This window comes from Epibacterium sp. ABV4_022 (genome assembly GCF_056159345.1).
The window spans coordinates 3879348-3905000 of sequence record NZ_JBSWVA010000001.1 but is presented as its reverse complement, the minus strand read 5'-3'; the positions used below and the strand labels follow the sequence as shown (position 1 = coordinate 3905000).

Here is a 25653-nt window from a genome sequence, read left to right as displayed (position 1 = left end):
TGAGCAGTCCCTGGAAATAGCCCTCCATCAGACCGTACCCTAAACCGACACAGGTGGACTGGTAGAGAATACCAAGGCGCTTGAGAGAACGATGTTGAAGGAACTCGGCAAAATACCTCCGTAAGTTCGCGAGAAGGAGGCCCGGGTTCAAGGCAACTTGGATCCGGGGGCACAAACCAGGGGGTGGCGACTGTTTATTAAAAACACAGGGCTCTGCGAAGTCGCAAGACGACGTATAGGGTCTGACGCCTGCCCGGTGCCTGAAGGTTAAAAGGAGGGGTGAGAGCTCCGAATTGAAGCCCAGGTAAACGGCGGCCGTAACTATAACGGTCCTAAGGTAGCGAAATTCCTTGTCGGGTAAGTTCCGACCTGCACGAATGGCGTAACGACTTCCCCGCTGTCTCCAACATCGACTCAGCGAAATTGAATTGCCTGTCAAGATGCAGGCTTCCCGCGGTTAGACGGAAAGACCCCGTGCACCTTTACTACAGCTTCGCACTGGCATCAGGATTGTGATGTGCAGGATAGGTGGTAGGCATCGAAACTGAAACGCAAGTATCAGTGGAGCCAACCTTGAGATACCACCCTTCGCACTCTTGATGTCTAACCGCGGTCCCTCAACGGGATCCGGGACCCTGCGTGGCGGGTAGTTTGACTGGGGCGGTCGCCTCCTAAAGCGTAACGGAGGCGCGCGAAGGTGGGCTCAGAGCGGTCGGAAATCGCTCGTTGAGTGCAATGGCAAAAGCCTGCCTGACTGCGAGACTGACAAGTCGAGCAGAGACGAAAGTCGGCCATAGTGATCCGGTGGTCCCGAGTGGAAGGGCCATCGCTCAACGGATAAAAGGTACGCCGGGGATAACAGGCTGATACTGCCCAAGAGTCCATATCGACGGCAGTGTTTGGCACCTCGATGTCGGCTCATCTCATCCTGGGGCTGGAGCAGGTCCCAAGGGTACGGCTGTTCGCCGTTTAAAGAGGTACGTGAGCTGGGTTTAGAACGTCGTGAGACAGTTCGGTCCCTATCTGCCGTGGGTGTAGGATACTTGAGAGGAGTTGCCCCTAGTACGAGAGGACCGGGGTGAACGATCCACTGGTGGACCTGTTATCGTGCCAACGGTAGTGCAGGGTAGCTATGATCGGAAAGGATAACCGCTGAAGGCATCTAAGCGGGAAGCCCCCCTCAAAACAAGGTATCCCTGAGGGCCGTGGAAGACCACCACGTCAATAGGCCGGAGATGTAAGCGCTGCAAGGCGTTCAGTTGACCGGTACTAATCGCCCGATTGGCTTGATCTGATCCAGTAAAAGACAGCCAAAACCAAAAACGCATACAATAAACTTGGACAACACGTTGATGATAAAATCGTCAACCCGTTGATCTCCTGAAAAGGACGATCAACACGTTGATGATCTCGATCCTGGAGTGCGCCATAAACCGGCAAGCCATCCGGAGGCTTACGAGACTTGATACTCAAGTCTCTCACAGCCGACCGAATAACCTCCTCAGGATCGAAGATTATGGGATGATTATTCGGTTTGGTGGCCAGAGCACAAGCGAAACACCCGGTCCCTTCCCGAACCCGGAAGTTAAGCGCTGTTGCGCCGATGGTACTGCGTCTTAAGGCGTGGGAGAGTAGGGCACCGCCAAACCTAATAATCACCCCAAAAACAAAATCCTCTCTAAACAAAACACAAAAACAAACACCGCGGGATGGAGCAGCCAGGTAGCTCGTCAGGCTCATAACCTGAAGGTCGTAGGTTCAAATCCTACTCCCGCAACCAATACTAATAAACAAAGGCCGCAGTCAAAAGACGAGCGGCCTTCTTGCTGTCCGCAGTACTCAACAATCCCAACAGCTTGCCGCGAACCGTAAGCGCGTCGTGCTCCTTTTGCCCGGCACCGCCTCAGTATCACGATGGGTCGTCACCCATTTGTTTAGCGTCGACAGACCAACACCTAAGTCAGATGCAACCTGCTTGCGTGTTAGCCCGCTTGCCAACGCGATCCGCACCGCATCAGCGCGGAATGCGCCCGTCCGTTTCGTTCCCATCGCTCGTCTCCTTGACTGCTATAAATGCAATCGAAGGAGCAGCATCACACCGCGACACGTCCAGCGGAGGACCACTTCACTGCGGCTGACCTCCCCCCCCCGGTATCCGGGCCATTGCGAACTGGAGATTTCCACCTTTGAATGGATGAAGGAGGAAGCCCCCTGAAGCCGGTGCAGAACGCCTTCGTGGAGAGTTTCAACGGCAAGTTCCGAGATGAGTGCCTGAACTTGCATTGGTTCCGATCCCTGCGCCATGCCCGCGATAAAATCGGACAATGGCGAAATCACTACAACACCAAGCGCTCACATTCGGCGCTCGGATACCTATCCCCAACGGAGTTCCTGATGAAAACCGCCGCGCCAGCGCTTGCGACTCTTGCGGTCTCCACGCTGCTGCTAAACACTCAAACCCAACCGGAAGATTCCAGGTCAAACCGGCCCTAACCTCGGGGAAAGGTCACGGGAAGGTCCGGTCTCCGTCACGCTTGAGGCTGAGAGGAGTCGGCCAACGCGCTGAATACGGATTTTAACTGCGACGACAACCGACCATCCAACAAAGGTAGAAAGCCGATATTAGGAGCGGACCAAGGTTGGGAATTTTGCAGCGACGCCGCAAGGCCCCTCCAAGACCTTTTTCGACGATCAGTTGACAGATCAGGCGGCTTGATCTGCCACAATGTCTCCTGAATGCCAGTGCTATCAGCGAGCAGCGCTTCGGCGGCGCAGCCTCGGATTAAGTCAAACGACGGCGTCATCTTCTGGTGGCCCGAAGCACACCTCCATGAACGCATGTCATGATCTTGCCGAGCGCAGCCGGTCGATCAAAAGCCGTAGAGCCGAGCTGAGATTCCGCCGCCCCATGTAGCACAGGTGGTAGCCGTCGGAGGGCGGGCAGAAATTGGCGAGGACCCGGTGGACACGTCCGGTGTCAAGGTCAGCGCGGACTTCCGGCAGCGGCAGGTAGCCAACCCCGTGACCCGCCCGCACCGCTTCCATCACGAGGCCGGGGTCGTTCAGGATGAAGGGACCGGTCAGCTTTTTCACCACCTCGACGCCCGCGAGCTCAAATTCCCAGTCATAGATCGGTCCGTCGGCCCGGTGCCGCATCAGGATGCAATCATGGGCGTCTAGATCGTCGGGGTGGCGTGGGGTGCCACGCCGCGCGAGGTAGTCGATACTGGCGACCGCCGCCATTTCCAACTGTGGCCCGACGGGAACCGCGATCATGTCGGGGCTGAGATGCTCTCCGAGCCGGATCGCGCAGTCAAAACGGTCTTCGGCAAGGTCAGAAAGCCGCCCCTCGCTGCTGATCTCGATGCGCACATCGGGATAGTCGCGCACCAGCTGCGAGGTCACCGGCCAAAGGATATCGCGCGTGGCGGGCACGCTGGAGGTCACCCGCACCAGCCCCGAGGGGCGCTCGCCCAGGGTGCGGATTTCCTCGATCCGGTTGTCAAGGTGCCGGAAGCTGGGACGCAGCGTTTCGAGGAGCCGCTCGCCCGCGTCGGTGGGGGTCACCTTGCGCGCGCTGCGGTTCAGCAATCGCACGCCGATCTTGTCCTCCAGCCGCCGGATCGTGTGACTGACGGCGGATTGGGACACGCCGAGGCGGTGTCCGGCGCGGGTGAAATTGCCCTCTTCGGTGACGGCGAGAAGGGTCGACAGATCGCCGAGCAATTCACGGTCCATGGCGCGCTCCTGCTGTAGTTCGCGGTTGTCTGGGGCAAAGAATAGCGCGGCGCAAAGGAAAAACACCGCTCTAGCATGAATTCAGTTCATCGCAGCGATAAGGCAGGGTGACCTTATCCAGCTCCGGGTGCAGGTCCAGATTGGGGGCAGACGACACATTCGAACCGGAGTTTCCGACATGACCACCCCAATCCCCCCGACCGATCCCCAAGACCCCGCCCGCCGCGAGCTGCTGCTGGCTGCCGGAGCAGGCGCTGCCGCGCTTGGCATGGCATCGCTGAGTGCCGAGGTCGTACTGGCGCAGGCGAGCACCGAGTGGGATAAAACTTTCCCGCAGAGCGACCGCGTCGACCACCGCAAAGTGAGCTTCACCAACCGCTACGGCATCGCGCTGGTGGGCGATTTCTACCTGCCGAAAGACCGTGGCGAGGCCCTTCTTCCCGCGCTTGCTGTCGCCGGCCCCTTTGGCGCCGTCAAGGAGCAGGCCGCGGGTCTCTATGCCCAGGAAATGGCCGAGCGCGGCTTTGCCGCCGTGGCGTTCGATCCCTCCTACATCGGCGAGAGCGGCGGAGCCCCGCGCTACGTTGCATCGCCCGACATCAACACCGAGGACTTCATGGCGGCAGTCGATTTCCTCGGGTTGCAGGATGTGGTGGACCGCGACCGTATCGGTATGATCGGCATCTGTGGATTTGGCGGCATGGCGCTGAACGCGGCGGCCCCCGACAAGAGGATCAAGGCGGTGGCGGTGACCTCGATGTACGACATGAGCCGGGTGAACGCCCGCGGCTATTTCGATGCGATGACCGAGGAGGATCGCACCGAGGCGCTGACCGCCATGAGCCTGCAACGCTGGGAAGATGCCGCCTCGGAGGGGGCGCCGAAGCTGGCCGGTGGTCTGCCGGACACGCTGGACGGCATCGATAACCCGGTGATCGCCATGTATCACGCCTATTACAAGACGGACCGCGGCTATCACGCGCGTTCCCTGAATTCGAACGGCGGCTGGAACGTCACCTCGGCCATGTCCTTCATGAACATGCCGCAGCTCACCTACATCCATGAGATCTCGCCGCGCCCGGCACTGATCATCGCCGGGTCCGAGGCGCATTCCCGCTACTTCAGCGAAGACGCCTATGCGGCGGCGCGCGAGCCCAAGGAGCTGGTGATCATCGACGGCGCGGATCACTGCGATCTCTACGACCAGAAGGACATCATCCCCTTCGACCGCCTTCAGGCGTTCTTCGAAGGTCACCTCGCCTAAGGCCCCGGACCTGCCCTCGAGTGCGGGGGCAGGTCTCGTTGTTTCTTGACCGATTATGGAGACACCCCAATGAAGACGACATTTGCAGCACTTGCCCTGAGCCTCGCCGCGCCCGCGGTCCTCGCCCAGCAGATGACACAGACCACAGCCCTGGAGCGAGGCGGTCAGATGGGCAGCCCGGACACCTTCACCGGAACAGTTTTTGTCGCACCGGTGTTCGCCCCCGACATGAACGATGTCAGCGCGGGTGAAGTGACCTTCCTGCCCGGCGCGCGTTCGGCCTGGCACACGCATCCGGTGGGCCAATACCTCGTCGTGACGGCGGGGACCGGATGGTATCAGGAAGAAGGTCACGCCAAACAGGTGATGCGCACCGGCGATGTGGTGTTCGCCCCTGCGGGCGTGAACCACTGGCATGGCGCGACGAAAAGCACCTCGGTCACCCACTACGCGATTCAGGCGGTTCAGGACGGCTCTGCCGTAACCTGGGGGGAGTTGGTCTCCGACGAGGACTACGGAAGCTGAAACCGAATGCCTGCAACTGGAGACCGGTGTGACCGGTCCCCGCCCGATCGCCAAGTCACCGATATTGAGGATGCTCCCATGAAGACCCAGATCATTGCCTCCGCCTTCGCTCTCGCCAGTACCGCCGCCTCGGCACAGGACGTGGCCCGGACCCTTCCTGCCGCCGCCGATGCGGTGGCTCCGGCGCTCGCCGCCTATGCCACCGAAGACCTCTTCGGCTCGGTCTGGACCGACGAGACGCTTTCGATACGCGACCGCGCGCTTGTCACCTTTGCGGCGCTGGTCACACGCCACGAGGCGGATACGCTCGGCCGTCACACCGAACTGGCGCTTGACGCGGGCGTGACCCCGGCGGAACTGTCGGAAACCATCACGCATCTCGCGTTTTACACCGGCTGGGGCAACGCCACTGCAGCGGCCGAGGCCATGGCCCCGGTCTATGACGCGCGCGGCGTGACCGCCGAAGACCTGCCCGCTCTCGCACCCGATCTCCTGCCGCTGGACGAAGAGGCCGAAGCCGCGCGGGAAAAGGCGGTTCAGTCCAATTTCGCCAATGTCAGTCCCGGCGTCGTCGACACCACGCGCGAACTGCTGTTCAACGACCTCTGGCTGCGCCCGGCCCTTGCGCCCCGCGACCGTAGCCTGGTCACCGTTGCGGCGCTGATCACCGCCGGCCAGCCCGAGCAGATGACCTTTCACCTGAACCGCGCAATGGACAACGGGCTGACGCAGGAAGAGGCAGGCGCGATGCTCTCGCATCTTGCCTTTTATGCGGGCTGGCCCAAGGTGTTCTCTGCGATGCCCGTGGCGCGGCAGGTGTTCGAGAGCCGCGCAGACTGAAACCCTGCGGCGCGGTCACGGCCCCGCCGCCTTTCCAACGGAGAAAATCCATGAAGATCATCCGAGCTGGCAGCACGCCCTCCGCCCCCGGTCCCGAGGACTACTTTACCGGAACCGTGCGGATCGACCCCCTGTTCCAAGCCGACGCCCCGGGCCGTACCAGCGGGGCTCATGTCACCTTCGAACCCGGCGCCCGCACCGCCTGGCACACCCATCCGGCGGGACAGACCATCATCATCACCTTCGGCCGCGGCAGGGTGCAACGCGAAGGCGGCCCGATCGAAGAGGTCTCGACGGGCGACGTGGTCTTCTTCCCCGCGGACGAGAAGCACTGGCATGGCGCCGCCCCCGAGACCGCCATGTCACATATCGCCATTCAGGAGAGCATCGACGGTACGCCGGTAACCTGGCTGGAAAAGGTCTCCGACGCGGACTACACTGGCTGAAGGCAACCGCATTGCCACCTGTTGTGGTGGCAGCGCAGCGATGGCTGCAAGGCCGAGTTCCGGCGCTCCGAGGTCGGGCCCTGAGCAACGGTTTGCTTTGGGGCGCCAACGACGAAGGTCCAGAAACTCCAAGCGTAGGTTTGCCCGTGCCACGGTCTTGCAACCACGGCGAACAGCCGGTCTGCTGAAGCTGCACCGCAGCAAAGGCATCTTTGATGAACGGCAGGAGTGGGCCGTTCAAACTACTTCATACAGAATCTCAGCGCTCTCGACGGCTTCATCGGACACCTTAGATGGGTCAACATCACTGCATAAAGGTAAATTATGTGCCCGACAGGCAGAATACCTCTGCAATCGACACCTTGTTTTATTGGTCGGAGCGAGAGGATTCGAACCTCCGGCCCCTGCCTCCCGAAGACAGTGCTCTACCAGGCTGAGCTACGCTCCGACCGTGGCGCGTGAAGTATACTCAGATCCGGGAGTTTGCAAGCACTATTCGTTACGATCATCCGAGGAATTTCGCTTAAGAAAGAACGATACGTTCAAGCCACCTGTGGTAACCGCTCGGCTGCGTGTTTGCAGCACCGGGGTGTTGGAGGAGCGGCCTCCGCGGGCCTCTCTCAGAACGATGAAGACACCGCTTGCGATGATGATCGCTGCGCCCACCAGCGTCAGGAGATCGACGCTTTCGTCAAATAGCAGAGCGCCAAAGATGGTCGCCCAGATGATCTGCGAATACTGCATTGGTGCCACGACGGCGGCTTCACCAAAGGAGTAGGCCGTGACCAGAAGAAGCGTGGCGCAGAACCCGAAGGCGGCGATAATGGCAAGCCCGCCCAGCTCCGGTCCGGTCAGCGGAACATAGACAAAGGGCAGGGTCAGCCCCATGACCACGACGGTGGTCAGCATCGGAAACAGCATGAGGACGACGCGCCGCTCGACATGGCTCAGCTTGCGGAGAATGACGGACTGAAACGCATTGCCAAAGGCGGCAAGCAAGGCGGCAGCGTGGCCGGGGCCCAATGTGGTCTGACCGGGGCGCAGGACCACCAGAACCCCCACAAAGCCTAGGAGCACGGCCGCCATGCGGGGCAGGCCGACCTTCTCTCCCAGGATCGGGATGGACAGAAGCGTAATCAGCAGCGGTGTGGCAAACAGGAGCGCATAGGTCTGCGCCAATGGCAGCACCGAAAACGCATAGAACGCGCTGGCGGGGACCACCGACATCGACAACGATCTGAGCGCCATCCAGCCGGGGTGCTGTGGCCGCAGCGTGCCGGGGGTCGAATCCCGCACCATCATCATCGTCAGCAACGGAAAGGAGAGCAGGCTGGAAAAGAACACGATCTGAAAGGCCGAGACCTCGGCGCTGACATATTTCACCACCACGTCGTGGGTGGAAAAAATCACATAGGCCAGCAGGGCCAACAGGGCTGCTTTGATATTCATCCGGTCACCGAACTGTCTGTAAGCGGCGACACCTGGCGCCTCCCCTATAGCGCTAACGCTGCCGGGGGGCGACTTGCAAGGGGGGAATGGCGATGTTGCCCCGCTTTTGCGGTGGCCCAAAAGCAAACAGGCCGAGGGATCCCCGGCCTGTCATCGATACAACAGATGAGTTCTGACTCAGAGGCTGGCGTCAAGCGCGCCCAGAATCGCATCCCCCATTTCAGACGTGGTGACCGGAGTGACGCCTTCTTCGCCCAGGAGGTCAGCGGTCCGCACCCCGTCGGCAAGCACTTTCTCGACGGCCTGTTCCAGCCGGTCCGCCTCTGCGCCCATGTCAAAGCTGTAGCGCAGGGCCATGGCAAAGGACAGCACGCAGGCGATCGGGTTGGCTTTGCCCTGACCGGCGATATCCGGAGCGGAGCCATGGACGGGCTCGTAGAGCGCCTTGGGGCGGCCATTGTTCATGGGCGCACCGAGCGACGCGGAGGGCAGCATGCCAAGGGAACCGGTCAGCATGGCGGCCGCATCCGACAGCAGGTCGCCAAAGAGATTGTCGGTGACGATGACGTCGAACTGCTTGGGCCAGCGGCACAGCTGCATGGCGCCAGCGTCGGCATACATATGCGACAACTCCACCTCGGGGTAGTCCTTGGCAACTTCGGTCACGACTTCGCGCCACAGGATGCCGCTCTCCATCACGTTGGCCTTTTCCATGGAGCAGAGCTTCTTGCCGCGCCGCATGGCCAGCTCGAACGCCGAGCGCGCAACGCGGTCGATCTCGCTCTCGGTATAGCGCTGGGTGTTGATACCGACGCGCTCATTGCCTTCTTCGATGATGCCGCGAGGCTCGCCGAAGTAGATGCCGGAGGTCAGCTCGCGCACGATCATGATGTCGAGGCCGGCAACGACGTCTTTCTTCAGCGAAGAGAAATCCGCGAGTGCGTCAAAGCACTGCGCGGGGCGCAGGTTGGAGTAGAGATCCATTTCCTTGCGCAGACGCAGCAGGCCGCGTTCGGGTTTCACCGAGAAATCGAGGCTGTCGTATTTGGGACCGCCGACGGCACCAAGCAGAACCGCATCGACCTCTTGCGCGCGCGCCATGGTGTCGTCGTGCAGCGGTGTGCCATGGGCATCATAGGCGGCGCCGCCGACGAGGTCCTCGCTCACATCGAACTGCAGGTCACGCTTGTCGCCGAACCAGGAAATGACTTTTTTGACTTCGGCCATGACCTCGGGGCCGATCCCGTCGCCAGGCAAAATCAGAATCGATGGATTGGACATCTCGCAAACTCCTTTGACGTGTTGGAAAAGGGCGTAGCGGGCTGCTGTCGCGGGGTCAATAATGGCGGCGCAGTTATGCTGCGCTGGTGGTGCTTTCAGCGACGAATGTCGACCCAGACAAGCCCGTGGCGGCTGCCGTCGCTGCGCAGGATGCCGGACGCGGTGACCTGAAGCCCTGCGGAGGGGAGCACGTAGTCCACCCGCATCGGGCCGGTGCTCTCCCAGGTGACGGTGTGGCTGGCCGCGTTGGCGTCTTTTGGCAGCGGGTCCTGGAGACGTGGATCGCGCAGCAGCCGGGTGATGGCGTCCTTGTGCCCCTCACCGCGATGCGGATCATTGTTTGCATCCCCAAGCAGCACAAAAGGCGGGGCCGGAGCCGGTCCGAGAGCGCCGTCCAGAAGATGCAGCCAGAGCAGGATTTCATCCGCGTTGCGGCGGCCGTTGCGGTCTTCGGGGCCATCAAAGACCGGCGGCGCGGCGTGAAAACTCATGACCTGCAGAAGGGTGCCATCGGGCAGACGCACGGGCACGATCCAGTGGTTGGTGGATGACAGGCGCAGCAGGGCGGCGACATCGGCATCCGGAAAGGGGTCTCCGTCCTGGGTCCGCGGCATGCGGTGATCCGGCAAATCCTGCCACAACAGGCCGGTGAAATTCCGGGCGCGATCTGCAAGGATCGGGTATCTCGACAGGAGCGCGATGCCACTCTGCCCGGTAAAGCGCCCCCAGCCCCAGGCATCCTCTGGCTCGCCCAAGCGCTGGTCCCCGTCCAGGTCGAGGCCGGATGCAATCCCAGCGTTGGGTTTCAGGGCAAAGGCATGCGGGTAGGTCATTCCCGCCTCGGAGAGCAGGGCCTGGAAGGCGCGCAGCGTCTCCTGATCGTGATCCCAATCCAGGCTCTGCACTGCGAGGATATCTGCCTCGGCGCGCCGGATCGTGTCGACCACCGCCGCCACCTGAGCATTATCCCGGCGCAGGTCGCGCAACAGCAGTCCCGGCCCCTTGCGGCTGAGTTCGGTGTTGACGGTTGCGATCCGCAGGGGTTCGGCCCGGAGGGTGCTGGCCAGCAACAGGAAAACAAGAACGGCTGTTACGCCCCTCATACCGTTTGCAGGTCGTGGGCAAAGGCGCGGCGTTTCTGCGCGATCAGATCCGCGACGCGCAGGCGCGCCATGCCGCGCATGATCATGCTGGCGGGCACCATGGCCCAGCCGGTGACACACCAGATCAGCAATTGCGGGCTGCCCAGCAGCGCCGGATCGAACAGGCTGCCCCCCATCTGGACCAGCGCCGGCAGCAGGAAGGGCAGCAGGACACCGGCAATGATATGAAGCTTGGCATCGCGCTGCAGGCGCACCACCACATCTCCGCCGGTGGTCGGATCAAACAGGGGAAGGTTGACCCAGACGTTGAACGCGCCATTGGCCAGCGGCCAGTTGCGCAGACGGATCAGGAGCGCGAAATAGGCGATGGACGTGAGCGACAGCAAATAGGCAAGTCCCGCTGCCGCACGCACCAGATCCACCGTGTACTGCGGCACATGCTCGGGCATCATGAGGCGGCTCAACTGCACGGGCGAGTAGGCAAAATCCAGTGTGTCGCCGATGGTATAGGCCAGTTTGTGAACCAAGGCGGAAAAGCCGGTCGGCTGGAAGGGATGGCCCGCCAGCAGGCTGAGCAGGATCATACACAGGGAGGCAAAAACGAAGCGGCTGCGATTGAGGGGGGGAGCGTCCCGGAATTCAACGAAGCTCGGGAAATGTGTAAAGTACTCGGCAAAGATCAACCCGCCGGCCAGAAGGGCGGTGAAGGCCACGATCTCTGGGGATTGCGTCGCCGCGACTGGCAACAATAGCGATGGCAGCACCACCAGCAGTGCCACCAATAGCCCGCGAATTGCCGCGCTTGTCATGCGTGCAAGCACTTTCCGTTCCCTTCGCCCTGGGGTCTTCCGGTTTTTTGTGGAATGACCCGGTATGATGCACCCCGGGTTTGCCCAGACTGCCCTGCCTCATTTTTGCCCCAATCCTGCACGGGGGCATCAGATTTCTCAAGTATCGGGTTAAGGAAATGCGTCAAATTTGATGGACTGGCATGTAAGTGGTGCTGACATGCATCAATCTTAATCCGTCAAATCATCATCTTATCGCCCGTTTGCCTGTCTCCCGTGGTCCGGGCACGCGCAACGCGCCGGGACAGGGCGGCGTTAGGTATTGGGGCAGAATTGTGCGGATCGCGTCCGGTGATATGAAAAAAGGCCGCCCGGGGGCGGCCTTCTTCGCGATCGTGGTCAAGGCTTTTATACCCAGGGACGTTCCTGCGCGGCCTTGGCCTCAAAAGACTGGATCGAGTCCGCCTTTTCCAGGGTCAGGCCGATGTCATCAAGGCCGTTCAACAGGCAATGCTTGCGGAACGGGTCCACGTCGAAGGTGATGACCTCGCCATCGGAGGTGGTGATTTGCTGGGTTTCCAGATCGACGGTCATGCGGGCGTTTTCGCCCTTTTCCGCATCCGACATCAGCAGATCGACCTGCTCCTGCGGCAGCACGATGGGCAGCATGCCATTCTTGAAGCAGTTGTTGAAGAAGATGTCGGCAAAGGAGGTGGAGACCACCACCTTGATGCCGAAATCCGCCAGCGCCCACGGCGCGTGTTCGCGCGAAGAGCCACAGCCGAAGTTGTCGCCCGCAATCAGGATCGAGGTATCCCGATACTGCGGCTTGTTCAGCACGAAGTCGGGGACTTCATTGCCCTGCCGATCATAGCGCATCTCGTCAAAGGCGTGCACGCCGAGGCCGGAACGCTTGATGGTCTTCAGGAACTGCTTGGGGATGATCATATCGGTGTCGATATTGACCAGCGGCATCGGCGCCGCAATCCCGGTGAAGGTTTCGAACTTGTTCATGGGTTTCTTCCTTCAGAGCTCGCGGACGTCGGTCAGCTTGCCGGTGACGGCGGCAGCGGCAGCCATGGCAGGGGAGACAAGGTGGGTGCGCCCCTTGAAGCCCTGGCGGCCCTCGAAGTTCCGGTTGGAGGTCGAGGCGCAGCGTTCGCCTTCGCTCAGCTGGTCGGGGTTCATCGCCAGACACATGGAGCAGCCCGCCAGACGCCATTCAAAACCGGCCGAGGTAAAGATCTCGGCGAGTCCTTCCTCTTCGGCCTGTGCGCGGACAAGGCCGGAGCCCGGAACCACCATGGCGCGCATGCCATCCTTGACCTTCTTGCCTTTGACCACGTCGGCCGCGGCGCGCAGGTCTTCGATCCGCCCATTGGTGCAGGAGCCAATAAAGACCGTGTCGATCTCGATGTCGGTCAGCTTCATGCCCGGGGTGAGGCCCATGTAGTCCAGCGCGCGTTTTGCGGCCTCGACCTTGCCGCCGGAGAAGTCTTCCGGTGCGGGGACGGTCGCGGTGATCGGCAATGCGTCCTCCGGCGAGGTGCCCCAGGTGACGGTGGGGGCGATGTCCTCGCCACGGATGGTGACAACCTTGTCCCAATGCGCGTCGTCATCGGAATAGAGCGTCTTCCACCAGTTCACGGCGGCCTCCCACTGCGCGCCCTTGGGGGCGTGGGTGCGGCCCTTGACGTAGTCGAAGGTGGTCTCATCCGGTGCGATCAGACCGGCACGTGCGCCGCCTTCGATCGCCATGTTGCAGATGGTCATGCGACCTTCCATCGACAGGTTGCGGATCGCCTCACCGCAGTATTCGATGACATAGCCGGTGCCGCCGCCGGTGCCGGTCTCGCCGATGATGGTCAGAACCACGTCTTTGGCGGTGACACCGGGCGCAAGCGTGCCGGTGATTTCCACCTTCATGTTCTTGGACTTCTTCTGGATCAGCGTCTGCGTCGCCAGCACGTGCTCCACCTCGGAGGTGCCGATGCCATGGGCCAGCGAGCCGAAGGCGCCATGGGTCGCGGTGTGGCTGTCGCCACAGACCACGGTCATGCCGGGCAGGGTCCAGCCGTTTTCAGGGCCGACGATGTGCACGATGCCTTGGCGGATGTCGCTGACCGGGTAGTAATGCACGCCGAACTCGCGGGCGTTGGTGTCCAGCGCGGCCACCTGGATGCGGCTGTCCTCGGGCATCTGTTCGGGATCGTCGCGTCCGGCGGTGGTCGGCACGTTGTGATCCGGTACGGCGATGGTCTTGTCCGGCGCGTGCACCTTGCGGCCCGCCATGCGCAGGCCCTCGAACGCCTGCGGGCTGGTCACCTCGTGAACGAGGTGGCGATCAATGTACAGAAGGCAAGTGCCGTCCTCCGCCTCATGGGCGACATGGGCATCCCAGATCTTGTCATAGAGTGTTTTGGGGGACATCGGTCCTCTCCCGTATATGGGTAAAAGTGCTGGCGTAACTGGTCTGGCGGCACGACCTTATAGGCGTGCGAGAACCGTGCGGGCGGCACCAAAGAACCGTTCACGCAAGCGCGCGCGGTCCTGAAGGGCAATCGTCTGAGCCAATACGTGAGTCATGCCCTGTGGCATATATCCACACCTCCCGACAATCAAGATTCGTTCTCTGGCATGTGATCACGCCCGCACCGGTGTTTCCCTTGCCTTGGTCCCCCGGCGCAGGACATGCTGGCGGAAAGGAGGACCGGAATGGAGCAAGACATTCTGCCCGAGGCGGTACAGGGCACCCTGCACTATCTGATGACGCAGGCGCAGATCTACTGGGATATGGCGCTGACGCCCGGCTGGCGTCAGTATCAGGTGCTGATCGTGCTGGCCTTGATTGTGGTCTCGATCCTGATGCGACACCTCACGCACGCCCGGTGGGAGCATTGGGCCCGCGCCCGGGAGGGCTGGCCGAAATGGCGCCTGCGGCTGTTGGTGCAGGTGCTCAGGCGGTTGTCGCTGATCTACTTCACAGTGTTTGCCTGGACAGTCTATGCCATCATGCGAGAGGTCACCTGGCCCTCGCGCAGCTACCTGATCGGGGCGGTGGCGAAACTGGCGGCGGCGTGGCTGGTGATCGCGCTGATCTCCCGGTTCATCGCCAACCCGACCCTGCGCAAGCTCGCCGCCTGGCTGTTGTGGATCTACGCGACGCTCGCGGTGTTCAACCTCGTCGACGATGCGGCGCAGATCCTTGATTCCATTGCCTTTGACATCGGGTCACTGCATCTGTCGCTGCTTGTGGTGTTGAAGGCTGTGGTGCTGGCGACGGCCATGCTGACGCTGGCGCGCATGGGGTCGGGCCTTGCAGAGCGGGGGCTGAAGGGAAACGAGGATCTCTCGCCTTCGATGAAGGTGCTGGCGGGCAAGGCGGTGCAGGTGCTCCTGTACGGGATCGCCTTTGTGATCGTGATCCGCTCCATCGGGTTCGACCTGACCGGGCTTGCGGTGTTGTCCGGTGCCGTCGGCGTTGGGATCGGTTTTGGCCTGCAAAAGGTGGTCTCGAACCTTGTGTCGGGCATCATCATCCTGATGGACCGGTCAATCAAGCCGGGCGATGTGATCTCCCTTGGCGAGACCTTCGGCTGGATCAATGCGCTGGGCGCGCGCTACGTGTCGGTGGTGACGCGGGACGGCAAGGAATACCTGATCCCGAACGAGGACCTGATCACCTCGCAGGTGGTGAACTGGTCGCATTCCAACCGGTTTGTCCGGCTCGATATCAATTTCGGCACCAGCTATGACGACGACCCGCATCTGGTCCGCAAGGTGGCGATTGCGGCGACCATGACCGTCGACCGGGTGCTGGAGCGCGAGGGGATGAAGCCCGTGTGCCATATCGTCGGGTTTGGCGACAGCAGCGTGGACTATATCCTGCGCTTCTGGATCACCGACCCGACGGGGGGGCTGACGAACATCCGCGGCAATGTGTTTCTGGCGCTCTGGGATGCGTTCAAGGCCGAGGGGATTTCCATTCCCTTCCCGCAGCGGGAGTTGCGCCTTTTGAATGATCGACTGGCTGTGCAGATGGCAGAGGGACAGAGCGCGCCGGGGGGCGCCGATGACCTTGGGTCACAGTCACGCGGCGGTGCGGCGCAGCTTGATTGAAAAGGGGGCGCTCTGTTGCTACATTTGAGGTATCCCCAGCGCCGGGGGTCCGTCGGCGCGCAGCAAGGAGGACAATGTCCTGGCACCCCAACCTCAGGCGGCAGTTGCCGCCCCGTCCGGAGCAGCCGTGATGGCCGCTTCTGCACCGCAATTCTCCAGCGAGGACCTGCTGGAGCGCATCCTTTCCTCTCTCGATGACGACAAGGCCGAAGATGTCACGCGGATCGATCTGCGCGGCAAGACGTCCATTGGCGACTATATGGTCGTGGCCTCTGGCCGTTCGACCCGTCAGGTCGCGGCGATGTCCGAGAAACTGACCGAGAAGCTGAAGCATGAATTCGGCATCTCTTGCAAAGTCGAAGGCAAGGACGCAGGTGACTGGGTTCTGATCGATACCGGTGATGTGATCGTGCATATCTTCCGTCCCGAAGTGCGCGAGTTCTACCAGATCGAGAAGATGTGGCTGCCCGCAGGCGCAGTCGCCAGCTAAAAGACGGTTGTACCCGAGGCCCGTCGCGGGTCGGGCGTTGCCTGACCCGAAAGGCCTTTGTTATATCCCGGCATTGCAGTCTTGGTCCCGCCAGGCACGCGTGCAACCGCCGGGCCTTCCCTTCTGACATCAGGAATCCCTCATGCGCGTGCATATCTGCGCGGTCGGGCGGTTGCGCGCCGGGCCGGAAAAGACATTGATCGATGACTATTTGCAGCGATTTGATCGCAGCGGTCGGGCACTCGGTCTTGGCCCGGCCAAGGTGATAGAGGTCGAGGACAAGAAAAACGCCGGCATGGGCGCGGAGGCGGATCTGTTGCGCAAGGCGCTGCCCAAGGCGGCCTTGATCTGTACGCTGGATGAGCGTGGTAAGGTGATCTCTTCGCCGGATTTTGCGGATCGGCTTGCGGGGTGGCGCGACATGGGGCGACAGGATCTGGCGCTGATTATCGGCGGAGCAGACGGGATCGACCCCTCACTGCGGGCCGAGGCGGATTTTTCGATCTCCTTTGGCAAAATGGTCTGGCCGCATATGATGGTGCGCCTGATGCTGGCGGAGCAGATCTATCGGGCCGCGACTATCCTGTCCGGCAGCCCTTATCACCGGGTCTGACGGGCTTCAGGGCAGGTCGATCACCGTGGTGTCCTGCGCCCAGCCGTCGACACTGCACCGCGCCTGTATCTGCACTTTCCTGACGCCTTCGGGCACCTGAACGTCACCAAGCGAACGTGTGAAGGGTTGTTCGTTCACATGCGGATGCGCCAACACGCGCAGACCGAGTTCGTTGCCCTCCATATCCAGAACCCGCCATCCGTCGGCGTAGTGATCCCAGCCCGTATCCGGGTGGGACAGCGTGACGGAAAAGCTCCAGCTGTCGCCAAGCTGCACTGCGGTCGCGTTTTCGACAATGGGATCCGCCGCCAAGGTGATCTGTGGTGCGACGAGAAATAGCAGCGATAGGAGGACATGTTTCGACATGCGCTCAGGCTATCCAATTCCCCGGGAGCGTGCGGTCACATTTTGGTGGGTGCGGTGATCTTGGGTTCGGATTGCATCAGGATGCGGCGGGACCGCGAGATGAACTCGCGACGATACAGCACCGCAAGGGTGATCACGGTGGCGAGGATGAGCGCCTCGGCGCCCACCAGCCACGCCAGCCCGGCAAGCGAGAAATAGGTGGCCCGCAGGCCGCGATTGAAACTGCGTGCTGCCGTGATGTTGATTTCAGCGGCCTGTTGCGCCCGCGGATAGGCGCGGGGATCGCTGGGCTCATTCGGGACTGCGGCCATCAGAACCGAGCAGTAGCCAAACAGCCGGTGCGACCAGACAAAGGCAAGAAACGCGTTGGTGAGCGCGGCCAACACCAACAGGATCTTGATCTCCCAGACAAAATCCGGGGTTTGGCCCAGTGCCAGATCCTGCGCCACGCCGGCGAGTTGTTCTGTGTTGCCGATCAGCGCCAGCCCGGCCCCAAGCGCCAGCATGGTGGCCGATGCAAAAAAGGCGGTGGCCTGCCGCAATGAGGAAATCACCTGCGAATCAAAGATGCGCGGAGACCGGGTCACCATCTCTTTCATCCACTCGCGCCGGAAATCCGCCATCAGAAGCGAGACTGAAGGCCGTGATTTGCTGGGGTTCTCGATCCGCCAGCCGATCCATAGCCAGCCCAGTATGTAACAGGCCAGGCTTATGAAATCCCACGTAGAAAACAGGGTCAGTCGGTCAATCCACATCATGGCCCGACCCTAGCCCAGTCAGTTCGTCCTTGCCAGTAGGGATGAATTGGTAATAATATTTTACCAAAGAGGAGAGCCCGCATGGAGATGCCACCCCCCAGTGCCGCCATCCTGGCCCGAAAGGCCGAGTTGCTGAAACGATTGCAGCAAGTGCTGCCCGATGATGCGCTGATTTCGGATGAGGCGGAGACACGCGCCTATGAGTGTGATGCGCTGACGGCCTACAAATGCCCGCCGATGCTGGCTGTGTTGCCACGCTCGACCAAAGAGGTGTCGGATGTGCTGCGGATCTGTCACGACATGAATGTGCCGGTGGTGCCACGGGGGGCAGGGACGTCTCTTGCCGGTGGGGCCCTGCCAACCGCCGACTGTGTGATCCTTGGTGTGGCACGCATGAACGAGGTTCTGGAAACCGATTACGCCAATCGCATCATCCGGGTGCAGACCGGACGCACGAACCTCTCGGTCTCTGGCGCGGTGGAGGAAGAAGATTTCTTTTATGCGCCCGACCCATCCTCGCAGTTGGCCTGCGCGATCGCGGGCAATATCGCCATGAACTCTGGCGGGGCGCATTGCCTCAAATACGGTGTGACCACCAACAACCTCCTTGGGGTGACCATGGTGATGATGGATGGCACCGTGGTCGAGATTGGTGGCGCGCATCTGGACGCAGGTGGGCTGGATCTGCTGGGGGTGATCTGTGGCAGCGAGGGCCAGCTGGGCGTGGTGACCGAGGCGACCTTGCGTATCCTGCGCAAGCCCGAAGGCGCGCGCCCCGTGCTCATCGCCTTTGAGAGCAATGAGGTCGCGGGGGCCTGCGTGTCGGACATCATCAAGGCCGGCGTTTTGCCGGTTGCGATCGAGTTCATGGACCGCCCCTGTATCGAGGCCTGCGAAGCCTTTGCCAAGGCGGGGTATCCGATGTGCGAGGCACTGCTCATCATCGAGGTCGAGGGGGCCGAGGCGGAAATTGCGCATCAGTTGGGGCTGATCGTCGAGATCGCGCAACAGCATAACCCGGTGGAGCTGCGCGAAGCGGGCGATGCCGATGAGGCCGCGCGGATCTGGCTGGGGCGAAAATCGGCCTTTGGGGCTATGGGGCAAATCAACGACTACATGTGTCTGGACGGAACCATCCCGGTGTCTGCCTTGCCGCAGGTCTTGCGCCGTATCGAGGAGATGAGCGCAGAATTTGGCCTGAAAGTTGCGAACGTCTTTCATGCGGGGGATGGCAATATGCACCCGCTCATCCTGTTCGACGCCAACAAACCCGGCGACCTGGAACGGTGCGAGGCCTTTGGGGCCGAAATTCTGAAGCTGTGTGTCGAGGTGGGAGGCTGCCTGACCGGAGAGCACGGCGTGGGGATCGAGAAACGCGATCTGATGTTACACCAATATGAGGCTGCGGACATCGAGGCGCAGTTGCGTGTGAAGGATGTGTTCGATCCGAAGTGGCTGCTCAACCCGGCGAAGGTTTTTCCGCTGTCGAGCACAGAGAGCCGCCGCACCGTTTGTCTTGCCGCAGAGTGACACGCCATGGGGGCTTTGCCCCCAGACCCCCAAGGATATTTGGAAGAAGATGAAATGATGACACCGCACAGTGAGGCCGAACTGGCCGACATCATTGCCGGGGCAAATGGGCCTCTTTGCATCGAGGGCGGCGGTACGCGGGGTATTGAGGTGCCCGGTGAGCGACTGAGTACAGGTGGTCTGTCAGGCGTGACCCTTTATGAGCCGGGGGCGCTGACGCTGGTGGTACAGGCGGGCACGCCGGTGGCCGAGATTGAGGCGCTGCTGGCGACGGAAAACCAGCGTCTGGCGTTCGAGCCCGTGGATTTCCGGCCTGTGCTGGGGACTGAAGGAGAGCCGACGATAGGCGGCGTTGTTGCCACCAATGCCTCCGGCCCGCGGCGCATTCAGGGGGGGGCTGCGCGGGACTTTCTGCTTGGCGTGCGGTTTGTCGATGGGCGCGGAGAGGTGCTGCGCAATGGTGGCCGGGTGATGAAAAATGTCACCGGCTATGATCTGGTCAAGCTGATGGCGGGATCACATGGCACGCTTGGGGTGTTGACGGAGGTCGCTCTCAAGGTGCTGCCACGTTCCGAGACCGAGGCCACTCTGGCGGTTGAAGAGATTGATCTTGCCACCGGAATTGCCTGTTTGTCGGCGGCTCTGGGCTCGCCGTTTGATGTGACCGGGGCCGCATATGACCCGGACAAGCAACGGGCCTATGTGCGGCTGGAAGGGTTTGAGGCTTCTGTGGCCTATCGCACCAAGGCATTGCGAGAGCAGCTTGGGCGCTATGGCGCGGTGACAGAGGTGTCTGGCTCGGGCGAGCTGTGGCGCGGCCTCCGCGATCTGCATGATTTTGCGGGGCTGGAGGGCGACATCTGGCGGGTGTCTGTCAAACCGACGGACGCGGTGGACCTGATCCCGAGATTGGGGGCAACGAGATGTCTCTGTGATTGGGGCGGCGGTCTGGTCTGGGCCAAGATGCCCGAAGGCGTAGACTTACGGCAGCGCATGACGGTGCCCGGTCATGCAACATTGATCCGATCCGGCGCGGGCACATCGGTGCCACGCCACCATCCGGAGCCCGCACCAATGGCGGCGATCTCCGCGGGATTGCGTCGGCAATTTGATCCGCGACACATTTTGAATGCAGGATTGATGGGGTAGCGATGGATGTGATCTTTATCTTTGTGGCGGGCGTTCCTGTCTTTGTGGGGCTGTCGGTGATCCCGGCGGCGAGACTGGGCCTCGCCGCCAGCCTCATCGTCGGGGCCGGGATCATTGCCTATAGCTTTGGTCTGGCGCCGATCACGGGCAGTGATCCGGCGGGGAACGCGATGTCCAATGGCTACCGGGGGATATTGCATATCTCGGCGGCCGGTGGGGCAGGGGTTGCCGCGCTCTATCATCTGACCCGCATGTATATCCCGAGATTTCCCGAACCCGCGCTCAATATCCTCCGGTACATTGTGTTCCTGCTGCTGAGCTTGCCCGGCGGGATGATGGGAGCTTGGATCGTGGCAGAGGCGTTGGTGTAGGACGATGCAGACCAGTTTTACCGATGAACAACTTCAGAACCCCGGAACGCAACGCGCGAATGAGATCCTGCGCACATGCGTGCATTGCGGTTTCTGCACCGCCACCTGTCCGACCTATCAGGTGTTGGGAGATGAGCTCGACAGCCCGCGCGGGCGGATCTACCTGATCAAGGACATGCTGGAAAACGAGCGCGTTCCGGATGAGAAAACCGTCAAACATATCGACCGCTGCCTGTCTTGTCTGGCCTGCATGACCACTTGCCCGTCTGGTGTGCATTACATGCATCTGGTGGATCATGCGCGCGCCTATATCGACAAGCACTACAAACGGCCCTTTGGCGACCGCGCACTGCGCTGGATCCTTGCGCGTGTGTTGCCCTATCCGACCCGTTTCCGGCTAGCGCTTCTTGGGGCGAAGATTGCGCGGCCCTTCCGGGGATGGATGCCGGATGCGCGACTGCGGGCGATGCTGGAGATGGCACCCAAAGTGATCCCTCCGGTGAGCCGAAATGACGACCCGCAGAGCTTTGCGCCGGAAGTTGCGCAGGTAAAGCGCGTCGCGTTGATGACGGGGTGTGCGCAAAAGGCGCTGAACACCGATATCAATGATGCCACCATTCGCCTGCTGCGGCGTTTGGGTTGCGAGGTCGTTGTGGCCGAAGGCGCAGGCTGTTGCGGCGCACTTACGCACCACATGGGACGTGAAGACGAGAGCCACGCGACGGCAGCAAAGAATATCCGCGCCTGGATGGCAGAGAAACACGGCAAAGGGCTGGACGCGATTGTCATCAACACATCCGGCTGCGGCACCACCGTCAAGGACTATGGTCACATGTTCCGCAACGATGCCTTGGCGGAGGATGCGGCAACGGTCTCTGGCCTTGCGATGGATGTCTCTGAATTGCTGATGCAGCTTGACCTGCCTGAGGGCGCGGACAAGGGGCTGACCATCGCCTATCATGCCGCCTGTTCCTTGCAGCACGGACAACAGATCAAGACCCACCCGAAGACCTTGCTGAAACGTGCCGGGTTCAAGGTGGTGGAGCCAGCGGACAGCCATTTGTGTTGCGGTTCGGCCGGGACTTATAATCTGTTGCAGCCGGAAATCTCTGCGCAACTGAAGGCGCGAAAACTGCGCACGCTGGAGGCTAAGAACCCGGATATTATTGCGGCGGGCAACATCGGGTGCATGATGCAGATCGGGTCTGGCACCGACATCCCTATTGTGCATACGGTTGAGCTGTTGGACTGGGCAACCGGGGGACCCAAACCGCCTGCGCTGGAGGCGGAGCGCAGCCGATCCGATGTTCCCATCTTGCGTTGAACCTGCGCAAACGGCATCACCAAGGGATGCGCGGAATCGCCCACGCGCGCCCAATTTTTGCCCGAAGCGTTGGCTAGGCTGCCGCATGAGGGATGTGGAGAGTGTCTGTGCTGCCGATGAAGCGTTTGATTTTGAGCGGTATTTTATGTGTCTTGTCTGTTGCCGCGGTCGCGGGCACGACCCTGAGCGGGGAGAATACCCGGCTCAAGAGCCTGGAGACTACCGACGCCGGGCGCGATTGGGAGGCGGTTGGCCGTCTGGATCGCAAGGGCGAGGGGTTTTGCACAGGCGCATTGATTGCGCCCGACATTGTTCTGACGGCTGCGCATTGCCTTTATGATCGCGACACGATGGAGCAGATCGACCCGACCTCCATCGAGTTTCTGGCGGGATGGCGCAATGGGCGTGCCTCGGCCTATCGCGCGGTGAAACGTGCGGTGCTGCATCCGTCTTATGTCTACGATGGCACGCTGTCGGCAAAACGGGTGCGCAACGACATTGCCTTGCTGCAATTGCAACGCCCCATTCGCAATACCACCGTCACACCGTTTGAAACGGACGCCCGCCCGCGCAAGGGGGCACGGGTCGGTGTGGTGTCCTACGCGCAGGATCGGTCCGAGGCCCCGTCGCTGCAGGAAGTCTGCATGGTGATCGCCCGTCAGGATGGCGTGCTGGTGATGTCCTGCGATGTGGATTTCGGCGCGTCCGGCGCGCCGGTGTTTTCCTTTGAGGGGGAGCGTCCTCGGATTGTTTCCGTGGTATCGGCCAAGGCGCGGGTGGAGGGATCTGCGGTGTCGCTTGGCGCGTCACTTGCAGAAGAGCTGGCGCTCTTGGAAGCCCAACTGACAGGTGCCCACGTCGGCAGCCGCATGCCGCAAGGCGTGAGCCGGGTGCAGGTCGGCGAGCCGCGGCGCAATGATCTCGGCGCAAAATTCATCTCCAACTGAGCACGAACCTCTTGAAACTGCGATGACCCTTCATAAATCGGAGGGTGTTCAGGGCGCCAATGATTGGGCTCTGAAGAAAAGCCGCCCGTCCCGTGTTGGGAGGGCTTCATAGCAGTTATCGCTCAAAGATGAGGATGAACCATGCGTACGTTTGATTTTGCTCCGCTGCACCGTGCAACTGTCGGTTTCGACCAGATTGCAGACCTGATGGACCGGGTCATGAGCTCGGATATCCAGCAGCCCAGCTACCCCCCTTACAACATCGAAAAAACCTCGGACGATGCCTATCGCATCTCGATCGCCGTTGCCGGATTTTCCGAAGATGAGCTGAACGTCGAGGTGAAGGAACACGCGTTGGTCGTGTCCGCGCGCAAGGCCGAGGATGCCGGCGAACGCACCTATCTGCATCGCGGCATCGCCACCCGCGCGTTTGAGCGCCGCTTTACGCTGGCGGATCACGTGCGGGTCGAAGGCGCAAGCCACGCCGACGGTATGCTCCATATCGATCTGGTGCGCGAAGTTCCCGAAGCGCTGAAACCGCGCCGGATTGAAATCGCATCCGCCGCAGGATCGAAGCCCAAGGAAATCGCGGGCTCGACCGTGAACTGATCCCTCCCCGGGATGCACAGGCATCCTGTTTGCAGCGCCCCCGGTTTTGCGGCCGGGGGCGATTTTATTTGTGGATTTGCGCACTCCTACCAATCGGTAGGTTGCCGGCCACGCGATCACCTGTGTTAATGGCGCAATGACATTACGTGTTGCGCCATCCAATACCCGCACCCAACTCGTTGAAAGCGCGTGCCGCCTGTTTGCGGCGCATGGCTATGCCGGGGCCTCGATCTCAAGCATCGCCAGAGAGTTGGGCCTGAGCAAGCAGGCGCTGTTGCACCACTTTGGCAGCAAAAACGCGCTCTATTCACTGGCGGTCGAGCAGGCGGCGGCAGCGGTGCTGCAATTGCTGTTTGATGCCATGGATGACGATCATTCCCCCGAAGACCAACTGGAGGCCTTCTTTGCCTCCTATCAACAGCTCTTAAGCGCAAAGCCCGCCGCCGGGCAGCTCGTGTTGCGTGAACTGCTGGATAATGCGCTGACCACGCAGGAGGGGGGTGCTTTTGCCACCTTGCTGGAGAGCCTGGTGGCGACCGTGCAGGCAACCGAGCGCTGGCAGGGGGCTGGCGCTGCCGGGGCGCTGGGCGTGGTGACGCAACTCATTGGCGCAGCGTCACTCCCGCCATCTGCGGAAGCGACGCTGCAAGTACGATTTGGCGGTGCAACCGTGGAGACGGCTCGATCTCAGTGCGCAGCGATTTCTGCCGAGTTGGTCTCAGGCCTTTTGCGGCGGTGAAGCCGGGTGGGTGCGGGCCTCCCGGTTCAACAGATAGACGCTGGCCACAAGGATCAGCAGGGTGCCGAGCCACATATTGCCATCGGGCAAAAAGCCAAAGATCATCGCGCCAAGACCGACGTTGAACACCAGTTTGAGGTGGTCAAAGGGCTGCAGGAACGCCGCATCGGCAAGCGTATAGGCACGCACCAAAGTGTGTTGCGCCAGCGCAGTCAAAAGCCCGGCCCCAATCACCAGCCAGAGCGTGGCCTGTGGCAGGGCAAAGCCGGTGCTGACCGTCAGCAACGCATTGGCGGGGCTCAGAAGCAGCAGCAGGTAAATGGTGACGGTTTCGGTGTTGTCGCGGCGCGTGAGTTGCTTGGTCACGACGGAACTCGCAGCCCAGAAGGCGGCAGCAGCCACCGGGAGCAGAGCCGCCAGTTGAAACCGGTCCGACCACGGCGCAAGGATCACCATGCCGCCGATGATGCCCACGACAACCGCGGCCCAGCGATGCAAGGAGACCTCTTCGCGCAGGAACAGCCCCGCCCCGATGGTGACAAAGAAGGGCGACAGTAGAATCAGCGCAATCGCCTGCCAGATCGGCACATGGGCAAGTCCCAGCGTCCAGAGCTGTACGCCACCCACGGCCAGCGCGACACGCAGCACATGGGATACGATCTGTCGGGTCGACAGCACAGCCGACCGGTTGCGCCAGATCCACGGAATATAAAACAAAAGCGCGATCAGATACTGCCAGAAGGTCACTGTCGGAGCGGAGGCCCCATGAAGCATGGTGGCCGATTGCAGCGCGGTGTTGACCAGCGCGAAACAGGCTCCGGCGGTGACCATGAGGCCAGCCGCCTTGAGCGGGGTGGGGAGCGTTTGAGCCATCTGCGTGTCGTCCTTTCCTCGGTACGCATGTGACCCAAGGCAGACGAACAGACCCGGTACCGCCTCCAGATTGGGGGCGGTGCGGGGCTCTCCATTCTCTTCCATCCGGACTATGACCGTCGGCCCCGGAATTGCGCCGGGTCTGCTGACACCTTTGCGCAGGCAAAGGCCGCTCGTGGGCTGTGACCACCGGTAGGGACTTTCACCCTGCCCTGAGAATATCACCTCACTTTCATGAGGTGAAAAAGACATAGCCAAGCTGACCGGCAAAGAAAAGCGCCCTGTGCACAACGTGAAAGAGGCCCCTGGTTTGGAGGCCTCTTTGCGTGGT

24 protein-coding genes, 2 tRNA genes, 2 rRNA genes, 2 pseudogenes and 1 riboswitch (1 of these 31 cut by a window edge) are annotated in these 25653 nt (G+C 61.5%); of the genes and pseudogenes, 18 read left to right on the top strand and 12 right to left on the bottom strand.

All coding sequences use genetic code 11. The features are described from left to right. The 3 genes from ACXAF5_RS18500 to ACXAF5_RS18490 form a co-directional block, all read left to right on the top strand. Nucleotides 1-1294: ribosomal RNA gene (locus ACXAF5_RS18500) — 23S ribosomal RNA — on the top strand; it begins 1537 nt to the left of the window's first position. Between the two features lie 239 nt (nucleotides 1295-1533). Continuing rightward, nucleotides 1534-1648: ribosomal RNA gene (rrf, locus tag ACXAF5_RS18495) — 5S ribosomal RNA — on the top strand. A 55-nt stretch (nucleotides 1649-1703) separates the two neighbouring features. Further along, nucleotides 1704-1780 (top strand) — tRNA-Met (locus tag ACXAF5_RS18490). Between the two features lie 116 nt (nucleotides 1781-1896). Here the strand turns inward: ACXAF5_RS18490 and ACXAF5_RS18485 are convergent. Then, nucleotides 1897-2049: pseudogene (locus tag ACXAF5_RS18485) on the bottom strand (transposase); the annotation flags it as partial. 159 nt (nucleotides 2050-2208) lie between these two features. Between ACXAF5_RS18485 and ACXAF5_RS18480 the strand changes: the two are divergent. Beyond that, nucleotides 2209-2493 (top strand): annotated as a pseudogene (locus ACXAF5_RS18480) (integrase core domain-containing protein); the annotation flags it as partial. 348 nt (nucleotides 2494-2841) lie between these two features. Here the strand turns inward: ACXAF5_RS18480 and ACXAF5_RS18475 are convergent. Then, the gene (locus ACXAF5_RS18475) at nucleotides 2842-3738 is read right to left on the bottom strand and encodes a LysR family transcriptional regulator (RefSeq protein WP_474947696.1); all 897 of its coding nucleotides are present in this window, start codon (nucleotides 3736-3738) and stop codon (nucleotides 2842-2844) included. A 178-nt stretch (nucleotides 3739-3916) separates the two neighbouring features. Here ACXAF5_RS18475 and ACXAF5_RS18470 point away from each other — a divergent pair, with 178 nt between their 5' ends. The 4 genes from ACXAF5_RS18470 to ACXAF5_RS18455 all read left to right on the top strand — a co-directional run bounded on the left by ACXAF5_RS18470 (nucleotide 3917) and on the right by ACXAF5_RS18455 (nucleotide 6813). Next, nucleotides 3917-5002, top strand: coding sequence for an alpha/beta hydrolase (locus ACXAF5_RS18470; protein WP_474947695.1), 1086 nt, complete (start codon nucleotides 3917-3919; stop codon nucleotides 5000-5002). 69 nt (nucleotides 5003-5071) lie between these two features. Next, nucleotides 5072-5527, top strand: a complete 456-nt coding sequence (locus ACXAF5_RS18465; RefSeq protein ID WP_474947694.1) for a (R)-mandelonitrile lyase — start codon at nucleotides 5072-5074, stop codon at nucleotides 5525-5527. A gap of 78 nt (nucleotides 5528-5605) precedes the next feature. Next, a complete protein-coding gene (locus ACXAF5_RS18460) occupies nucleotides 5606-6367 on the top strand; it encodes a carboxymuconolactone decarboxylase family protein (RefSeq protein WP_474947693.1) in 762 nt (253 codons plus the stop codon). Between the two features lie 50 nt (nucleotides 6368-6417). Next, nucleotides 6418-6813: a (R)-mandelonitrile lyase gene (locus tag ACXAF5_RS18455; protein WP_474947692.1), complete on the top strand. Its 396-nt coding sequence runs from the start codon at nucleotides 6418-6420 to the stop codon at nucleotides 6811-6813. 371 nt (nucleotides 6814-7184) lie between these two features. Here ACXAF5_RS18455 and ACXAF5_RS18450 read toward each other — a convergent pair. The 7 genes from ACXAF5_RS18450 to leuC form a co-directional block, all read right to left on the bottom strand. Further along, a tRNA-Pro gene (locus ACXAF5_RS18450) sits at nucleotides 7185-7261 on the bottom strand. A 44-nt stretch (nucleotides 7262-7305) separates the two neighbouring features. Continuing rightward, nucleotides 7306-8262 (bottom strand): DMT family transporter, encoded by a 957-nt coding sequence (locus tag ACXAF5_RS18445; protein ID WP_239365429.1) that lies wholly within the window; start codon nucleotides 8260-8262, stop codon nucleotides 7306-7308. Nucleotides 8263-8439: 177 nt separating this feature from the next. Further along, nucleotides 8440-9543: a 3-isopropylmalate dehydrogenase gene (gene leuB, locus ACXAF5_RS18440; RefSeq protein WP_239322403.1), complete on the bottom strand. Its 1104-nt coding sequence runs from the start codon at nucleotides 9541-9543 to the stop codon at nucleotides 8440-8442. Between the two features lie 95 nt (nucleotides 9544-9638). Continuing rightward, on the bottom strand, nucleotides 9639-10646 hold the full coding sequence (locus ACXAF5_RS18435; RefSeq protein ID WP_474947691.1) for an endonuclease/exonuclease/phosphatase family protein: 1008 nt from the start codon (nucleotides 10644-10646) through the stop codon (nucleotides 9639-9641). Further along, nucleotides 10643-11467: a hypothetical protein gene (locus ACXAF5_RS18430; protein WP_474947690.1), complete on the bottom strand. Its 825-nt coding sequence runs from the start codon at nucleotides 11465-11467 to the stop codon at nucleotides 10643-10645. The genes ACXAF5_RS18435 and ACXAF5_RS18430 overlap by 4 nt, the downstream gene beginning before the upstream one ends. A 375-nt stretch (nucleotides 11468-11842) precedes the next feature. After that, the gene (gene leuD, locus ACXAF5_RS18425) at nucleotides 11843-12448 is read right to left on the bottom strand and encodes a 3-isopropylmalate dehydratase small subunit (RefSeq protein WP_239322406.1); all 606 of its coding nucleotides are present in this window, start codon (nucleotides 12446-12448) and stop codon (nucleotides 11843-11845) included. 12 nt (nucleotides 12449-12460) lie between these two features. Continuing rightward, on the bottom strand, nucleotides 12461-13864 hold the full coding sequence (gene leuC / locus ACXAF5_RS18420) for a 3-isopropylmalate dehydratase large subunit (RefSeq protein ID WP_474947689.1): 1404 nt from the start codon (nucleotides 13862-13864) through the stop codon (nucleotides 12461-12463). Nucleotides 13865-14149: 285 nt separating this feature from the next. On the opposite strand from leuC, the gene ACXAF5_RS18415 reads away from it, so the two are divergent. The 3 genes from ACXAF5_RS18415 (at nucleotide 14150) to rlmH (ending at nucleotide 16656) form a co-directional block, all read left to right on the top strand. Beyond that, nucleotides 14150-15553: a mechanosensitive ion channel family protein gene (locus tag ACXAF5_RS18415; protein WP_474947688.1), complete on the top strand. Its 1404-nt coding sequence runs from the start codon at nucleotides 14150-14152 to the stop codon at nucleotides 15551-15553. A gap of 130 nt (nucleotides 15554-15683) precedes the next feature. After that, a complete protein-coding gene (rsfS, locus tag ACXAF5_RS18410; RefSeq protein ID WP_239322409.1) occupies nucleotides 15684-16043 on the top strand; it encodes a ribosome silencing factor in 360 nt (119 codons plus the stop codon). Nucleotides 16044-16185: 142 nt separating this feature from the next. After that, entirely contained in the window at nucleotides 16186-16656 is a 471-nt protein-coding gene (gene rlmH / locus ACXAF5_RS18405) for a 23S rRNA (pseudouridine(1915)-N(3))-methyltransferase RlmH (protein ID WP_474947687.1), read from the top strand. A 6-nt stretch (nucleotides 16657-16662) separates the two neighbouring features. On the opposite strand, the gene ACXAF5_RS18400 is transcribed toward rlmH, so the two are convergent. After that, nucleotides 16663-17022, bottom strand: a complete 360-nt coding sequence (locus ACXAF5_RS18400) for a hypothetical protein (RefSeq protein ID WP_474947686.1) — start codon at nucleotides 17020-17022, stop codon at nucleotides 16663-16665. A gap of 35 nt (nucleotides 17023-17057) precedes the next feature. Then, the gene (locus tag ACXAF5_RS18395; RefSeq protein ID WP_474947685.1) at nucleotides 17058-17780 is read right to left on the bottom strand and encodes a DUF599 domain-containing protein; all 723 of its coding nucleotides are present in this window, start codon (nucleotides 17778-17780) and stop codon (nucleotides 17058-17060) included. Nucleotides 17781-17861: 81 nt separating this feature from the next. On the opposite strand from ACXAF5_RS18395, the gene ACXAF5_RS18390 reads away from it, so the two are divergent. The 7 genes from ACXAF5_RS18390 (at nucleotide 17862) to ACXAF5_RS18360 (ending at nucleotide 24449) form a co-directional block, all read left to right on the top strand. After that, nucleotides 17862-19310 (top strand): FAD-linked oxidase C-terminal domain-containing protein, encoded by a 1449-nt coding sequence (locus tag ACXAF5_RS18390; protein WP_474947684.1) that lies wholly within the window; start codon nucleotides 17862-17864, stop codon nucleotides 19308-19310. 57 nt (nucleotides 19311-19367) lie between these two features. Beyond that, on the top strand, nucleotides 19368-20459 hold the full coding sequence (locus ACXAF5_RS18385; RefSeq protein WP_474947683.1) for an FAD-binding protein: 1092 nt from the start codon (nucleotides 19368-19370) through the stop codon (nucleotides 20457-20459). A gap of 2 nt (nucleotides 20460-20461) precedes the next feature. Next, nucleotides 20462-20830 (top strand): hypothetical protein, encoded by a 369-nt coding sequence (locus tag ACXAF5_RS18380; protein ID WP_474947682.1) that lies wholly within the window; start codon nucleotides 20462-20464, stop codon nucleotides 20828-20830. Nucleotides 20831-20834: 4 nt separating this feature from the next. Then, nucleotides 20835-22154: a glycolate oxidase subunit GlcF gene (glcF, locus tag ACXAF5_RS18375; RefSeq protein ID WP_474947681.1), complete on the top strand. Its 1320-nt coding sequence runs from the start codon at nucleotides 20835-20837 to the stop codon at nucleotides 22152-22154. 116 nt (nucleotides 22155-22270) lie between these two features. Next, complete coding sequence (locus ACXAF5_RS18370) at nucleotides 22271-23101, top strand: trypsin-like serine peptidase (protein WP_474947680.1); 831 nt, start codon at nucleotides 22271-22273, stop codon at nucleotides 23099-23101. 141 nt (nucleotides 23102-23242) lie between these two features. After that, nucleotides 23243-23710, top strand: coding sequence for an Hsp20 family protein (locus ACXAF5_RS18365; protein ID WP_239322417.1), 468 nt, complete (start codon nucleotides 23243-23245; stop codon nucleotides 23708-23710). A 136-nt stretch (nucleotides 23711-23846) separates the two neighbouring features. After that, nucleotides 23847-24449: a TetR/AcrR family transcriptional regulator gene (locus ACXAF5_RS18360; RefSeq protein ID WP_474947679.1), complete on the top strand. Its 603-nt coding sequence runs from the start codon at nucleotides 23847-23849 to the stop codon at nucleotides 24447-24449. On the opposite strand, the gene ACXAF5_RS18355 is transcribed toward ACXAF5_RS18360, so the two are convergent. Continuing rightward, the gene (locus tag ACXAF5_RS18355; protein WP_474947678.1) at nucleotides 24429-25322 is read right to left on the bottom strand and encodes a DMT family transporter; all 894 of its coding nucleotides are present in this window, start codon (nucleotides 25320-25322) and stop codon (nucleotides 24429-24431) included. The two genes, ACXAF5_RS18360 and ACXAF5_RS18355, sit on opposite strands and share 21 nt — an antisense overlap. 89 nt (nucleotides 25323-25411) lie before the next feature. Further along, nucleotides 25412-25546: riboswitch (FMN riboswitch) on the bottom strand. Nucleotides 25547-25653 lie beyond the last annotated feature (107 nt).

Coding starts and splice junctions, on each gene's coding strand:
- rlmH (WP_474947687.1), top strand. CDS start 16,186: ATGCGCGTGCATATCTGCGCGGTCGGGCGGTTGCGCGCCGGGCCGGAA.
- ACXAF5_RS18435 (WP_474947691.1), bottom strand. CDS start 10,646: ATGAGGGGCGTAACAGCCGTTCTTGTTTTCCTGTTGCTGGCCAGCACC.
- ACXAF5_RS18415 (WP_474947688.1), top strand. CDS start 14,150: ATGGAGCAAGACATTCTGCCCGAGGCGGTACAGGGCACCCTGCACTAT.
- glcF (WP_474947681.1), top strand. CDS start 20,835: ATGCAGACCAGTTTTACCGATGAACAACTTCAGAACCCCGGAACGCAA.
- ACXAF5_RS18370 (WP_474947680.1), top strand. CDS start 22,271: ATGAAGCGTTTGATTTTGAGCGGTATTTTATGTGTCTTGTCTGTTGCC.
- ACXAF5_RS18355 (WP_474947678.1), bottom strand. CDS start 25,322: ATGGCTCAAACGCTCCCCACCCCGCTCAAGGCGGCTGGCCTCATGGTC.
- leuB (WP_239322403.1), bottom strand. CDS start 9,543: ATGTCCAATCCATCGATTCTGATTTTGCCTGGCGACGGGATCGGCCCC.
- leuC (WP_474947689.1), bottom strand. CDS start 13,864: ATGTCCCCCAAAACACTCTATGACAAGATCTGGGATGCCCATGTCGCC.
- ACXAF5_RS18400 (WP_474947686.1), bottom strand. CDS start 17,022: ATGTCGAAACATGTCCTCCTATCGCTGCTATTTCTCGTCGCACCACAG.
- ACXAF5_RS18475 (WP_474947696.1), bottom strand. CDS start 3,738: ATGGACCGTGAATTGCTCGGCGATCTGTCGACCCTTCTCGCCGTCACC.
- ACXAF5_RS18360 (WP_474947679.1), top strand. CDS start 23,847: ATGACATTACGTGTTGCGCCATCCAATACCCGCACCCAACTCGTTGAA.
- leuD (WP_239322406.1), bottom strand. CDS start 12,448: ATGAACAAGTTCGAAACCTTCACCGGGATTGCGGCGCCGATGCCGCTG.
- ACXAF5_RS18390 (WP_474947684.1), top strand. CDS start 17,862: ATGGAGATGCCACCCCCCAGTGCCGCCATCCTGGCCCGAAAGGCCGAG.
- ACXAF5_RS18395 (WP_474947685.1), bottom strand. CDS start 17,780: ATGATGTGGATTGACCGACTGACCCTGTTTTCTACGTGGGATTTCATA.
- ACXAF5_RS18455 (WP_474947692.1), top strand. CDS start 6,418: ATGAAGATCATCCGAGCTGGCAGCACGCCCTCCGCCCCCGGTCCCGAG.
- ACXAF5_RS18445 (WP_239365429.1), bottom strand. CDS start 8,262: ATGAATATCAAAGCAGCCCTGTTGGCCCTGCTGGCCTATGTGATTTTT.
- ACXAF5_RS18380 (WP_474947682.1), top strand. CDS start 20,462: ATGGATGTGATCTTTATCTTTGTGGCGGGCGTTCCTGTCTTTGTGGGG.
- ACXAF5_RS18365 (WP_239322417.1), top strand. CDS start 23,243: ATGCGTACGTTTGATTTTGCTCCGCTGCACCGTGCAACTGTCGGTTTC.
- rsfS (WP_239322409.1), top strand. CDS start 15,684: ATGGCCGCTTCTGCACCGCAATTCTCCAGCGAGGACCTGCTGGAGCGC.
- ACXAF5_RS18460 (WP_474947693.1), top strand. CDS start 5,606: ATGAAGACCCAGATCATTGCCTCCGCCTTCGCTCTCGCCAGTACCGCC.
- ACXAF5_RS18385 (WP_474947683.1), top strand. CDS start 19,368: ATGACACCGCACAGTGAGGCCGAACTGGCCGACATCATTGCCGGGGCA.
- ACXAF5_RS18470 (WP_474947695.1), top strand. CDS start 3,917: ATGACCACCCCAATCCCCCCGACCGATCCCCAAGACCCCGCCCGCCGC.
- ACXAF5_RS18465 (WP_474947694.1), top strand. CDS start 5,072: ATGAAGACGACATTTGCAGCACTTGCCCTGAGCCTCGCCGCGCCCGCG.